Here is a 12,959-nt window from a genome sequence, read left to right on the forward strand (position 1 = left end):
CCGACCGGGAAGGGAGGGCCGCATGGGCGTCGTGACCCCGGGGTTCCACGGCCGGGCTCGCAGCGGCAACCCGCGGCTGCCACCCGGGCAGTACCTCGCCGAGGACTTCCCCGTGCTGTCGGCCGGGCCGACTCCGCGCGTGCGCACCGAGACGTGGGAGTTCACGGTCACCACCGAGACCGGCGAGAAGCACGCCTGGAACTGGGCCGAACTGATGACCCTGCCCAGCGAGAAGCCCACGGTCGACATCCACTGCGTGACCCAGTGGTCCAAACTGGACACCCGCTGGCGCGGCGTCGCGGTGGACACGCTCGTCGGCGGGCTCGACACGTCCGCCGACTACGTCATGGTGCACTCCTACGGCGGCTACACGACGAACCTGCCGCTGGCCGACCTGCTCGACGGCCAGGCCTGGATCGCCTACGAGTACGGCGGCAAGCCGCTGACCCCCGAGCACGGCGGCCCGGCGCGGCTGCTCGTGCCGCACCTGTACTTCTGGAAGTCCGCGAAGTGGGTGCGCGGCCTGGAGCTGAAGACCCGGGACGAGCCCGGCTTCTGGGAGAACGTCGGCTACCACGACTACGGGGATCCATGGCGCGAACAGCGGTATCAGGGCGACTAGCCTGGCGGGTCGCCCGCCTGGCCGAAATCCGAGACGAGACGCCGACGGCCCGCACGCTCGTCTTCGACCTGCCCGGCTGGCCGGGTCACCTGGCGGGCCAGCACGTCGACGTCCGGCTGACCGCCGCCGACGGCTACCGCGCGCAGCGCAGCTACTCGCTCGCCGCGCCCGCCGATGGTGACCGGGTCGAGCTGACGGTCCAGCGCGTCGCCGACGGTGAGGTGTCCGAGCACCTCACCGGGCCGTACGCGGTCGGCGACCCGGTCGAGATCCGCGGCCCCGTCGGCGGCTGGTTCGTCTGGCGGCCGACAGACCCCGAGCCGGTCCTGCTCGTCGCGGGCGGTTCGGGCATCGTGCCGCTGATGGCGATGGTCCGGGCGCGCCGGGCGGCCGGCGTGCGGACGCCGTTCAAGCTGATCTACTCGCTGCGCACCCCGGCCGAGCAGTACTACGCCGATGAACTTCGCACGCCGGTGGCGGGCCTGGACATCACCTACGTCTACACGCGCGAGCTGCCGGAGGGCCGCCCCGGTATCCCGCGGCGCATCGACGTGGCGACGCTCAACACGGCGGGCTGGCCGGCGGAGTTCGGAGCGGCGTGCTTCGTCTGCGGCCCGACGGGCTTTGTCGAGACCGTGGCCGACATCCTGGTCGCGCTCGGCCACGACCCACACCGCATCCGCACCGAGCGGTTCGGCCCCAGCCGCGACTAGCGGGCCACCCATCTGATGAATAGGTGACAAGACGCCCCGCTGAGCGGGAACTTGTCGACATCGGCCGTCAGAGATCCTATGTTTCGTCTCATGCTGACGAAGTGGGGCTCAATGCGGTGCCGCACCGTGGTGACCGTTCTCCTGGGGGCGGGCGCGCTGCTCGCCGCGACCGGCCCGGCCGCCGCCGCGGATCCGGACTCCGCTGATCGCGATGTCTACGTCTCGCCCACCGGCTCCGACCACGCTCCGGGCACCGCGTACCGGCCCGTGCGGACCGTCGGCAAGGCACGCGACCTCGTGCGCCAACGCGCGCCGCACCTGACGCGCGACCTCACCGTGCACCTCGCTCCCGGCGTCTTCCGGCTGGCGGAGCCGCTGCGCCTGGACACCCGGGACTCGGGCGGCAACGGCCACCGCGTCATCTGGCAGGGCAGCGGCGACACCGAACTGAACGGCGGGGTGCGCGTCACCGGCTGGCGGCCGGTCCCGGGCCGGCCCGGGCTGTTCGCCGCGGCCGCGCCCGCGGGGCTCGACAACAGCCGGCAGCTCTACGTCGACGGCGTCCGCGAACAACGCGCGCGCGGCCCGCTACCGGTGACCGTGAAGGCCACCGCCACCGGCTACACCGCGAGCGCCGATACCCTCGCGCACTGGCGCAACCCGAAGGACATCGAGTTCGTCTACACCGCCGGCGAAGCACTCTGGAACATCCAGCGCGACGGCCTTGGCCAGTGGACCGAGCCGCGCTGCCCGCTCGCCGCGGCCGACGGCACGACCGTCACCATGGCCCAGCCATGCTGGGACAACTCGACCAAACGCGTGCTCTTCCCGGACATCCCCGGCCGCAGCGTCAACATGGTCGGCCCGGCCGACCTCACCAACGGCCGGCACCCGACGTACGCGGAAAACGCCTTCGAGCTGCTCGACACCCCGGGCGAGTGGTACCTCGACCGGGCCGCCCACGTCGTCTACTACCTGCCGAAGCCGGGTCAGGACCTGCGCCGCGCCGACGTCGAGGTGCCGGTGCTGGAGAAGCTCGTCGACGCGCGGGGAATCCACGACGTCGCCTTCCGCGGGCTGCGCTACTCCTACGCGACGTGGCTGACGCCGTCGTCGCCGGAAGGCTTCTCCGAAATCCAGGCGGGCTACACGATCACGGGCGCCGACGGCTGGGCGACCCAAGGGCTCTGCCAGTTCGTCCCCGGCGGCACCTGCCCGTACGCGTCGTGGACGCGCGAGCCCGCGAACGTCGCCGTGTCGCACGGGCAACGCGTCGAGTTCAGCGACAGCGTGTTCGCGCACCTCGGCGGCGCCGGGCTGGACCTCATCGACGGCACCAAGGAATCGCAGGTCCGCGGCGACATCTTCACCGACATCTCGGGCAACGGCGTGCAGCTCGGCGGAGTCGACAAGCCGACCACGGACACCGACGCCGACGTCGTGCGCGACATCGCCGTGACCGACAACCACCTCTACGGCCTGCCGCGCGAATTCCACGGCGGCGTCCCGATCGTCAACGGCTACACCGTGCGGAACACCCTGTCCCACAACCAGATCGACCACGTCGGCTACTCGGCGATCTCCGTCGGGTGGGGCGGCTGGCCGGACAAGATCCAGCGCCCGGCGACGCCGAACCTGTCGCACGACAACGCCGTCTCCGACAACCTGATCTTCGACTACATGCTGATGCTCGACGACGGTGGCGGCATCTACACCCAAGGCATCACCGGCACCTCCCTCGACGACGGCGAGAAGGTCACCGGCAACGTGATCCACGACCAGTGGGGGCTGGGCAAGGGCGTCTACACCGACAACGGCAACACCTACGAGACGATCCGCGGCAACGTCCTGTACCGCACGGCGTACTTCAACGTCGGCACGGTGCACGTCGACTACCGCGACGGCCTCGGCAACAACGACCCGACGCTGACCGAGGGCAACTACTGGGAGCAGGGCGACCGGGACAAGGTCGACAAGGGCGCGATCACCCGTGGCAACACGATCCTCGGTACCCCGTCCGACGCACCGCCGGCGATCGTGGCGAACGCGGGCCTGGAACCGGCGTACCGCGGCCTCCTCACCCGCCGGGTCGGCGGATCCGCCCCGGCCGAAGCCCCGTCGCGAGTGGGCACGTTCGCGGCCGTCGGGAAGCTCTACGCCACCTGGAACCCGACCTTCGCGTTCAACAACGCCCCGGTGACGGACTACGTCGTCACCGCCGCGGGCGGCGGCCGCACCTTCTCGACGTCGATCTCGGCAGCCGACTTCGCGAAGCGCGCCTACGCGGAGGTGCCCGGCCTGACGGACGGGACGGCGTACACGGTCACGGTCGCGGCCCGCAACGCTTACGGCACAAGCGAACCCTCGCTCGCCGCGGCCCCGGTGACCCCGGGCCCGAAGGCGGGAACGCCACCGGGAGTCCCGACGAGCGCCCGGGCCTTGCCGAGCGCTACCGCGGCGTCGATCCGCTGGAACCCACCCGCGGCCACGGGGGACACCCCGGTGCTGGGCTACACGATCACGGTCTCCGACGGCCGCACGATCACCGTGGAGGGCCGCGACGCCCTGGTGACCCAGCCGACGATCAAGGGCATGACGAGGGTCGTGGACAACCTGAAGCCGGCGACGGCGTACACGTTCACGGTGGCGGCGGTGACGGCGACCGGAACCGGCCCCGCCGCCACCTTCACCGCGACGACTTCGGCGGCCTGACAGGAAAGCTAAGGGGCGTCGGGCCGGGAGAGCAGCTCTCGCAGGGTCGCGAGCAGCTCGCGCCGGTCCGACGCCCCCAGCTTGCCGCGGATGCGGGCCATGTGGTGCTCGACCGTCTTGCCCGAGATGAACAGCTTCGACCCGGCCTGCTTGTACGTCAGCCCTTCGACGACCAGCCGCGCCACTTCGAGCTCGCGCTCGCTCAGTGCCGCGAGCCCCGTCCCCGCCGCCGCGGGCTCGGTCGTCCCCGGCTCGCGGCGGGCCGCCGTGCCCTGGAACTGGCGGGCCGCCTCCAGCAGCTGGACCATCGCCTTGCGGTCGGACGTGCGGATCGCCGCCTGGCCCGCCAGGCGGGCCGCGTCCCAGCGCAGGCCGAGGTCGTGCATCTCCGCCGCCGCGGCCGCGATGCCGTCCGGGGCGAACTGGCCGCCCAGGACCGACAGCCAGCACTGGGCCGCGGTCGCCAGCGCGCTCGGGTAGCGGCCGCAGTGGGCGTGCGTCGTTAACGTCGCCAGGTGCGCCTTCGCCGCCTCCGCGTCCTCCAGCGTGATCGCCGCGTGGAGCTCGTGCCACACCAGCGAGACCGTCCACAGTGGAGGTTCGCCGAGCCGGGCCAGCAGCGCGTGGGCGCGTTCGAGCTGGCCCGAGATCTTCGCGAACGCTCCGGTGCGGGCGGCCGCGATCGCCAGCTCGCCCAGGGGCAGCAGGCCGAACAGGTCCGTCTGCTGCCGCATCGAGGCCTGGTACGCGCGGTTCCACGACCGCTGCAGCCCGACGAGGTCGCTCGCGCGCCGCGCCAGGCCGAGCTCCAGCGTCGCGAAGAACAGCTCGTCGCGCGCTTCGAGGGTCCGTCCGGCCACGGCGTCGCGGTGCTCGGCCGCCGTCGCGAGGTCGCCCGCCGTCATCGCCACCCAGCCCAGCAGCAGCCGGTGGCGGACGGCCAGGAGGTCGCCGCCGATGCCACCGTCGAGGGCCCGCGTCAGCACCGACTCCGCCAGCGCCAGCTCGCCCGTGTGCAGCGCCGCGAGCGCGGCCAGCGCCGCCGGGCTGTCCGGCAGCAGCGTGCCGCCCAGCGCCGGCTCCAGCATCGCCGCCGCGCCGAGCAGCGTCGACAACGTCTCCGTCGCGCAGCCGGCCACCGAATCGGCGATCCCGCGGGCCATCCGGGTGGCCGCGCCGGCGAACAACGTCGGCGCCACACCGGGGGCGGGGGAGTCGAGGAGCCGCTGGGCGCCGGCCAGGTCGCCGGTGCCGACGAGCGCGATCGCCGCGAACGCGTCGGCCCCGGCCCAGGCGCCCGCGCCGTCCGGGGAGGTGCGGGACGCCCAGTGGTACAGCTCCGCGCTGCGGGCCAGCTCGCCGCGGTGCGCCAGCACGGTCGCTGCGATCGCCGCGCCGGCCGCGCGGGTCCCGGCGTCCGGGTCGCCGAGCATGCCGTCGCCGAGGCGCAACGCCGTGTCGAGGTCGCCCGACAACGCCGTCGCGCGCGCCCAGCCCGTCGTGACGGCGGAGGAGCGGTCGCCCGCTTCGGCGGCCGCTTCGAACAGCCGCGTCGCCAGCCGGGCGTCCGCGGGCAGGGCTTCGGCGGCCGCGGCGGCGAACGCGGCCGCGGCGGACGCGCCCGCGCTGCCCGTGCCGAGCAGCGACCGCGCCAGGTCGAGCACCGGCAGGCCGTTCGCCAGCTGCAGCTCGACCAGCCGCTGCACCGTCGTGAGCCGGCGCGCGGGCGGCCCGAAGTCGCGGACGGCGGCCGCGGCCAGTGGCGGCAGCGTGTCGTCCGGGCCGAGCAGCCCGGTCGCGCGGGCGGCGTCGACGATCGCGGGCAGCCGGTCGGGCTCGCGGTCCAGCAGCGCGCACAGCAGGTCGAGGTTGCGCCCCGCCCCGGCTTCGGCCGCGATCAGGTAGCGCAGGACGTCGTCGTCGAGCTCGTCCAGCTCCGGCCGGAAGTCCTCCAGCCGGCCGAGCAGCTCCCGCTCGGCCAGCCGCGGCACGCCGCCGCTGCGCGCGTGCAGCTGGGCCGCCGCGTCGGGGTCGGCGGGCGCACCGGTCACGGCCGTCATCAGCCGCGCGACGTCCTCGACGCCGAGCGGGCCGAGCTGCAGCAGCGTCCAGGCGGCCGACACGGGGGCCGGCCGGTGTGCGACGACGATCGGCCCGTCGGCGCCGGTGAGCAGCTCCTCGAGCTGGTCGGGGGCCAGCCGGTCGGCGTCGTCGACGAGCAAGGCCTCGACACCGGCTTCGCGGTAGCAGCGGTCGAGCGCGGCGAGCAGCACGCTCTTGCCGTAGCCGCCGGGCGCGACGACGGCGAGCCGCAGCGGCGTGGCCGGGGCGGCCGCGACCTGGTCGAGCAGCTGCCGGGCGGCCGGGTGCACGGGGACGAGCGGGGGGACCTGCGTGAGCAGAGTGTTCAACAGTGACCTTCACCGGAGGGGGCGCCGGGGCGGGCGCAGTGGCTCGGGGCGGGGGACGGGTCGGGGCCGGCGGTGGCTTCGCGGGCGGTGAGGGTGATGACGACGGCCGAGACGGCCGCCGCGAGGACGAGAACGGCGGCGGCGAGGGGGCGCCGCCGCCGGAACAGGTTCAGCGGGGTGGCGCGCTCGGGCAGCTCGAACGGCGTGATGTCGACCGGCGGCCGGGGTGGCCGCTCGCCGAGGTCACCGAGCGTGTCCACCTGGGGGAGCAGGGTGGTCTCGACGGCGGGGGGTTCGTGCGGGGCACCCCGGTGGTCGGCGCGCAGCGCCGCGAGGGCGGCCGCGCCGAGCGCGGTGGCCGCCGGCGGAACCGGTCCCGCGAACACCGGGCACGGCGGCCGGGCGGGCAGCGCGTGCGGCGGGACGTCGCCGCAGAAGACCACGCCGGCGAGCCCCTTGGGGGACGTCGAAGCCGCGCCGGCGAGGGCGAACAGCGTGCTGAGCGCCGCGGCCGGGGCCACGCCTTCGGCACTGGACGCGGGCTGCCACCCGCTCGCGCCGGTGGCCGTGGCCAGCGTGACGTTCACGCCGTCCGCGCCGAACTCGCACACCCCGGCGAACTGCGCGCCGGGGCCGGGGACGGGCAGGTGCGCGCCGAGCGCCGCGATCGAGCCGGGGACCAGCGTGACCGCGGTGAACCCGGCGTCGGCCAGGGCGCGGCGCAGCACGTCGCGGCGGTAGCCGCCCCAGTCGCCGGGGTGGGTCAGCACCAGGTGCTGCGGGGGTCCGCCGAGCAGGTTCGCGGCGTGCTCGGCGATGCCTTCGACGAGCACGGTGGTCAGCGTCTCTGGCGGGAACGGCTCGCCTTCGACGAGCATCGGCACGTCGTCGCCGATCCGCCGGTGGAAGCCGGTGAGCAGCCGGGACGGGACCCGGGCGCCCGCCTGCGCGGCCGCGTCGCCGGTGAGCAGGTACCCCTCGTCGTCCAGGAACAGCGCGGACGCGGCGGCCGGGGTCCGTTCACCCAGCCAGAGGGGTTCGGGCTCGCCCCAGCCGGGGCCTTGACGTCGGCAGGTCGCGGCGTGGGTCCGCCCCTGTGCCACATCGATCCCGAGGACGTAGGGCAACGGCGCTTCCTCCTCACCTCGCGGGGGCCGATCGGGGGTGCGGAATCCCCCTAGGGCTCCGGGCATCCTCACCCAAACGGGTTAGTCAAGCAAGTGGTTGGAGGGATTAAACCCAACTGAGTGCGTCTCGGATGAGCCCCTAACTCCCTAACGATGACATATCGATCCCCTATCGGCTGACTGGCCCGCGACTCGGAGTGATCCCCGATGTGCGTGGGGGGACCGGCTCCCTAACTTGATGTCGGAGCAGCGGTCCCTGCGGTCGCTGCTGTCCCCCGAACCACCGGACCAGGAGAAATCCCCATGGACTCCGTGCAGACGTTGCACGACTTCGCTCTGAACCTGCTCAACGACCCGACCGCGCTCGCGGCCTTCGGGACGGACCCGCAGGGCGCCCTCGCCGCCGCTGGTCTCGGTGACGTCAGCGCCGCCGACGTGCACGAGGTCATCCCGCTGGTGCTCGACTTCGTGCCGGTCGACAGCCTCCCGGCCGTCGGTGGCCTCCCCGCTGTCGGTGGCCTCGGCGACCTGGCCCCGGTCGGCACCGACGCCCCCGGCATCCAGGGCGCGATCGACCAGCTCACCGCCCTCACCGCGGGCCTCGGCCTGCCGGCCGCCCCGGAGCTGCCGGGTGTCGGCGACCTCGGTGTCGGCGAGCTGCCGGCCGTGGGCCAGCTGCCCGCCGTCGGCGCGCTCCCGGGCGTGAACGACGTCACCAACGCCGCCAACGTGACCGCGCTCGCGGGCAACGTGACCGGCGCCGTCCTCGGTGGCGACCTGGCGAACGGCCTCGACTCGGCCGCGCTGACCAACCTCACCGCCGCGCCGGCGTACCTGACCGACGCCAACCAGATCGCGCCGCTGACCACGCTGGCCGAGCAGCCGGTCGTCGGGGCCGTCGGCACCGCGCACACGATCGGCACCGAGGTGCTGAGCACCGCGTCCGGCCCGGCCAACGAGGTCGCTTCGCACGCCGGTGACCTCACCGGCACCGTGGGCCACCTCACCGGCTCGGTGACCCACGTCGGTGACTTCACCGGCATCCTCAAGGGCACCAGCGACCTCGACGTGAAGCACGTCACCGGCGAGGTCAGCCACGCCGTGCACGGTGTCACCGACGTCACCGGCGTCGTGAGCAACGCCACCGGCATCAACGTCGACCACAACGCCGTCGGCGGCGTCGGCGAGCTCGCCAGCGGCAACGCCTCCGCGGTCCACGACGTGGTCTCCGACGTGGCGGACGTCAGCCACAACGCGCTGGGCAACCTGCACATCGGTGACGTGGCGTCGAACAACGACATCCACATCGGGCACTGATCCCCGAACCGGTCACCGGTGCCCGTCCCGCGGTCTGGGTGCAGCCGCGGGACGGGCACCCGGTGTGCGCACGGGGAGTAAACCGGGGACACTCGTCCGCTGTGACCGCACCGGCTTGGCTCGAAGTGCTCAACGAGACGCTGGACGCGTGCCGCACGCACGGCCGCGCAGATCTCGCCGAGCGCCTCCGCAGACGTCGAGACGCCCCCGAGGGGCAGATCCGCCTCGGCGTGCTCGGCTTCCCCAAACAGGGCAAGGGATACCTGCTCAACGCGGTGCTGAACGCGCCCGTGTGCGCCGTCGGCGACGCCGCGACCCCCGAAGTCCCCACCGAAATCGGCTACGCCCCCGAACCCGCCGCCACCCTGGTCAGCCGCTCCCTCGAACGGACTCCCGTCGCGGTCGAACGGCTCAGCGGTGAGCTCGGCGCCCGGCCGGCCGGCACGCTCAGCCGCGTCGAGGTCGGCGTGCCGCGGGAGCTGCTTTCCGCCGGGCTCGTCCTGGTGGACACCCCGTCGGTCGGCGACCCGCGGTCGCCGCGCACCGCCGCCGCGCTCGACCTGCTCGCCGAAGCGGACGCCGTGATCCTCGTCTCCGACGCGACCGCGCCGCTCAGCGCGGCCGAGCTCGCGCTCGCCCGGCACGTGCGCACCTGGTGCCCGCACGTCGTGCTGGCGCTCACCAAGATCGACGCCTCGCCCGGGTGGCGGGCGGTCGCCGAACGCGACCGCGGGATGCTGGCCGAGGCCGGCGTCGACGCGGCGGTCCTGCCGGTTTCGGCCGTCGTGCGCCAAGCCGCCGCGAAGGCGGGTGACGCCGAGCTCAACGCGCGTTCGGGCTTCCCCGAGTTACTCACGTGGATCGCCGAACAGGCCGCGCGGCCGCCGGAGCAGTCCCGCGCGCTGCTCGCCGCTGTCGGGGTCCGCGCCGCCGCGGCGGAGCTCGTCGAGTCGCTGCGCGACCGCATCGAGGCTGCCGGGCAGGACGCCGGGCTCGGCCAGGCCGCGCTGCTGCAGCGCGCGCAACGCCGGGCCGACGACCTGCGGCGGCAGAACACCCGGTGGCAGAACCTGCTTTCCGACGAGATCACCGACCTCATGGGTGACGTCGAGTACGACCTGCGCGAACGCACGCGCAAGATCGTCAACACCATCGACCAGACCTTCGACGAGGGCGACCCGGCGAAGGTGTGGGACGAGTTCGCGCCGTGGCTGGACAACGCGCTGGCCGAGGCGATCGAGACGAACTACGCGTGGCTGACCGAGCGGGCGCAGTGGACCGCGCAGGCGGTCGCGGCGTGCTTCGGGGCGCAGTACGACCACGCGCTGCCCGACCTGCCGCTCGACGGCTCGGGCGTGGAAAGCCTCGACGACGTCCGGCGCCCGAAGATCGAGAAGTTCAAGATCGGCCAGCAGGCCTTCACCGGCCTGCGCGGCTCGTACGGTGGCGTGCTGATGTTCGGCCTCGTGACGAGCCTGCCGTGGCTGGGCCTGCCGCTGATCAACCCGGTCTCGATCAGCGCCGGCGCGGCGTTCGCGGTGAAGACGATCCGCGACGAGGGCGGGATGCGGCTGCAGCGTCGCCAAGCCGTCGCCAAGCAGGCCGCCCAACGGCACGTCGACGACGTCTTCCTGCGGTTCAGCAAGGAAAGCCGCGACGCGATCCGCGTCGTGCAGCGGCGGCTGCGCGACCACTTCACCGGCCTGGCCGAGGACCTCGCGGACGAGCTGACGCGCGAACGCGAGACGATCATGGCCGGCTCGGCCGAGCGCGAACGCAAGACCGGGCACATCCGCCGGGAGATCGACCGCCTGGCCGCGCTGCACCAGCGCGCGGGCGAGCTCGGCACGATCGCCGGGCGGAAGCGGCGGGAGCTTTCGGCGTGACCCAGGACGTCCGCGACCTGCTGCACGCCGCGGCCGGGCTCTACCGCGAAGACCCGCGCGCTTCGGCACTCCTGCACGACTGCCTCGACCGGCTCGAGCAGCCGCTGCGCGTCGCGTTCACCGGGGCGCCGTCTTCGGGCAAGTCGACGCTCGCCGCCGCGCTCGGCGAATGGCCGACGCGGGCGCTGCGCGACCTCGTGCTGCTCGACGACCCCGGACCGGCCGACGACTTCCCGGACGCGACCGTCCGGCTCGTGCGGCACCTCGAGCCGGACGAGCTCGCGGCGGCGCACCCGCCGGGCGGCTCGGCCTTCGCGCGGCAGAGCGCGGTCAACTCGGTGCTGGTGCTGTCCCGCGCCGACGAGGTCGGCGCGGGCCGGATCGACGCGTTGCTGACCGCGAAGCAGCTCGCGCGCCGGGCGTGGCGCGAAGACCCGCTGTGCACGGGGTTCCTGGGCGTGATCGCCGTCGCGGGCCAGCTGGCCTACGGCGGGCGGTCCCTGCGTGACGACGAGTTCGACCTGCTCGCCGCGTTCGCCGCGGTGCCGCGTGAAGAGCTGGAACGGCACGTGCTTTCGGTGGACTCGTTCACCGACCCGGCGTTCCCCGGCCCGATCCCGGTCGAGACGCGGCGGTCGCTGGTGGTCCGGTTCGGCATGTTCGGCGTCCGGCTGGCGCTGACGCTGATCCGCACCGGCTGCGACGACCGCCTCAAGCTGTCGGCGGAGCTGGTCCGCCGCAGCGGTCTCGGCGAGCTGCGGGACACCCTCGCCGGGTGTTTCGTCGCGCGCGCGGAGGCGTTGAAGGCGCGCACGGCGGTCATCCGGCTGGAGGCGTTGCTGGCGGCCCAGCCCCGCCCGGGCGGCGACCGGCTGGTGTCCCGGGTGGAGCGCTTCGCGGCGGCCGCGCACGACTTCCGCGAGCTGCGCCTGATCGCGGACATCACCGGCGGCCGCACGGCGTTGTCCGGCGAGCCCGCGGAAGAGGCGATCCGCTTGCTGGGCGCGCAGGGCACGGCCCCGGCGGACCGGCTGGGCCTGGAGCCGGACGCGGACCCGGCCGACATCTACGACGCGGGCCTGGACGCGCTGCGCCGCTGGCGCCACGAGGCCGAGCGGCCGGACAAGCCGCACGCGGAGCGGACGGCGGCGCACGTCGTGGTGCGGTCGACCGAGGGACTTTTGGCGTTGTTCGCCTAGCTGGTAAGGCCGGGTCCGTTTCGGAGTGATCCCCAGCTCAGCGCAGGCCTCGCGCCAGGCGTGGAACCGGTCGGCATCGCGGCGCTTGCCCCGGTGTCGCGGCCCGGTTGCGGGCGCCTTGGGCGCGGCCGACGAACCGGTGTGATCGTGTGCGTAGCGGCGCGGCGGTTCGCCGGTGACCCGGTCGATCCGGGACAAGCGGTTGATCCGGCAGCGGGTCAGCACCGCATGCACCGTCGAGGCGGGCAATCCGAGCCCGCCTAGAGGACCGCGGTGGCTTCGATCTCGACCAGGTGCTCGGGGACGTCCAGCGCGGCCACTCCGATCAGCGTGGCCGGCGGTTTCGCGGTGGTGCCCAGTTTCCTGGCGGCGCGCGCGATCCCGTCCAGCAGCTCCGGCATCCCGTCCGGCGTCCAGCCGACGACGTAGTACGTCAGTTTCGCGATGTCGTCGAACGAACCGCCGGCCGAGGCCAACGCCGTGGCGACGTTGAGCGTGCACTGCTCGACCTGCGTCGCGAGGTCGCTTCCGGCCGCCCAGTCGACCTGCCCGGCGACGAGCTTCGTGCTCGACGCGATCGCCACTTGGTGTACACGTCGATCTCAGGCAGCTCCGGCAGGTTCAGGATGCGGACCTCTCCCGCGCGGATTCCCTCGCCCGCGAGATCTTCTCCGACGTCGCCAACAAGTGGGCGTTCCTGATCATCGAGACCCTCGGCGACCACACCCTGCGCTTCAGCGAACTGCGCGACGCCGTCGAGGGCATCAGCCACAAGATGCTCACCCAGAACCTGCGGATGCTGGAGCGCAACGGTCTCGTCGAGCGCGAGGTGCACCCGAGCGTGCCGCCGTGGGTCGAGTACACCCTCACCGAACCGGGGCAGGGCGGCCCGGCACCGGTTCGAAGCCTGACGCGGCAAGAAGAAACCGATCGCGCGGCCGCCTCGGCGGTCACTGTCCGGTGTTGACTCCC

General features: G+C 73.6%; 9 protein-coding genes and 2 pseudogenes. 7 read left to right on the forward strand and 4 right to left on the reverse strand.

The window, feature by feature from the left end; genetic code table 11:
- Nucleotides 1–22: 22 nt before the first annotated feature.
- The 3 genes from ACIRSS_RS35080 to ACIRSS_RS35090 all read left to right on the forward strand — a co-directional run bounded on the left by ACIRSS_RS35080 (nucleotide 23) and on the right by ACIRSS_RS35090 (nucleotide 4,047).
- The gene (locus ACIRSS_RS35080; protein ID WP_400902676.1) at nucleotides 23–622 is read left to right on the forward strand and encodes a sulfite oxidase-like oxidoreductase; all 600 of its coding nucleotides are present in this window, start codon (nucleotides 23–25) and stop codon (nucleotides 620–622) included.
- Nucleotides 592–1,335 carry a ferredoxin reductase gene (locus ACIRSS_RS35085; protein WP_400902679.1) on the forward strand — a complete coding sequence of 248 codons (744 nt, stop codon included), beginning with the start codon at nucleotides 592–594 and terminating at the stop codon, nucleotides 1,333–1,335. Before ACIRSS_RS35080 ends, ACIRSS_RS35085 begins: the two co-directional genes overlap by 31 nt.
- 126 nt (nucleotides 1,336–1,461) lie before the next feature.
- Nucleotides 1,462–4,047 carry a fibronectin type III domain-containing protein gene (locus tag ACIRSS_RS35090; RefSeq protein WP_400902682.1) on the forward strand — a complete coding sequence of 862 codons (2,586 nt, stop codon included), beginning with the start codon at nucleotides 1,462–1,464 and terminating at the stop codon, nucleotides 4,045–4,047.
- 8 nt (nucleotides 4,048–4,055) lie between these two features.
- Here ACIRSS_RS35090 and ACIRSS_RS35095 read toward each other — a convergent pair whose 3' ends face one another.
- The gene (locus ACIRSS_RS35095; RefSeq protein WP_400902685.1) at nucleotides 4,056–6,458 is read right to left on the reverse strand and encodes a LuxR C-terminal-related transcriptional regulator; all 2,403 of its coding nucleotides are present in this window, start codon (nucleotides 6,456–6,458) and stop codon (nucleotides 4,056–4,058) included.
- Nucleotides 6,455–7,585, reverse strand: coding sequence for a molecular chaperone DnaK (locus ACIRSS_RS35100; protein WP_400902688.1), 1,131 nt, complete (start codon nucleotides 7,583–7,585; stop codon nucleotides 6,455–6,457). Before ACIRSS_RS35100 ends, ACIRSS_RS35095 begins: the two co-directional genes overlap by 4 nt.
- 303 nt (nucleotides 7,586–7,888) lie before the next feature.
- Between ACIRSS_RS35100 and ACIRSS_RS35105 the strand changes: the two genes are divergently transcribed.
- The 3 genes from ACIRSS_RS35105 to ACIRSS_RS35115 all read left to right on the forward strand — a co-directional run bounded on the left by ACIRSS_RS35105 (nucleotide 7,889) and on the right by ACIRSS_RS35115 (nucleotide 11,987).
- On the forward strand, nucleotides 7,889–8,902 hold the full coding sequence (locus ACIRSS_RS35105; RefSeq protein ID WP_400902691.1) for an IniB N-terminal domain-containing protein: 1,014 nt from the start codon (nucleotides 7,889–7,891) through the stop codon (nucleotides 8,900–8,902).
- A 101-nt stretch (nucleotides 8,903–9,003) separates the two neighbouring features.
- Nucleotides 9,004–10,788, forward strand: a complete 1,785-nt coding sequence (locus tag ACIRSS_RS35110) for an isoniazid inducible protein IniA (protein WP_400902694.1) — start codon at nucleotides 9,004–9,006, stop codon at nucleotides 10,786–10,788.
- Complete coding sequence (locus tag ACIRSS_RS35115) at nucleotides 10,785–11,987, forward strand: GTPase (protein WP_400902697.1); 1,203 nt, start codon at nucleotides 10,785–10,787, stop codon at nucleotides 11,985–11,987. Before ACIRSS_RS35110 ends, ACIRSS_RS35115 begins: the two co-directional genes overlap by 4 nt.
- An 88-nt stretch (nucleotides 11,988–12,075) precedes the next feature.
- Here ACIRSS_RS35115 and ACIRSS_RS35120 read toward each other — a convergent pair.
- Together ACIRSS_RS35120 and ACIRSS_RS35125 are read right to left on the reverse strand one after the other, a co-directional pair.
- Nucleotides 12,076–12,356 (reverse strand): annotated as a pseudogene (locus ACIRSS_RS35120) (IS481 family transposase); the annotation flags it as partial.
- Nucleotides 12,248–12,615, reverse strand: a pseudogene (locus tag ACIRSS_RS35125) (RidA family protein). The pseudogenes ACIRSS_RS35125 and ACIRSS_RS35120, both read right to left, overlap by 109 nt.
- 36 nt (nucleotides 12,616–12,651) lie before the next feature.
- On the opposite strand from ACIRSS_RS35125, the gene ACIRSS_RS35130 reads away from it, so the two are divergent.
- Nucleotides 12,652–12,954 carry a winged helix-turn-helix transcriptional regulator gene (locus tag ACIRSS_RS35130; RefSeq protein WP_400904007.1) on the forward strand — a complete coding sequence of 101 codons (303 nt, stop codon included), beginning with the start codon at nucleotides 12,652–12,654 and terminating at the stop codon, nucleotides 12,952–12,954.
- Nucleotides 12,955–12,959: the final 5 nt, after the last annotated feature.

The organism is Amycolatopsis sp. NPDC101161 (assembly GCF_044768185.1).
In the GTDB taxonomy this organism is placed as follows: domain Bacteria; phylum Actinomycetota; class Actinomycetes; order Mycobacteriales; family Pseudonocardiaceae; genus Amycolatopsis.

Excerpts from the sequence above, each read along its gene's own strand:
- ACIRSS_RS35085 (WP_400902679.1), top strand. The coding sequence starts at position 592 with ATGGCGCGAACAGCGGTATCAGGGCGACTAGCCTGGCGGGTCGCCCGC.
- ACIRSS_RS35080 (WP_400902676.1), top strand. The coding sequence starts at position 23 with ATGGGCGTCGTGACCCCGGGGTTCCACGGCCGGGCTCGCAGCGGCAAC.
- ACIRSS_RS35105 (WP_400902691.1), top strand. The coding sequence starts at position 7,889 with ATGGACTCCGTGCAGACGTTGCACGACTTCGCTCTGAACCTGCTCAAC.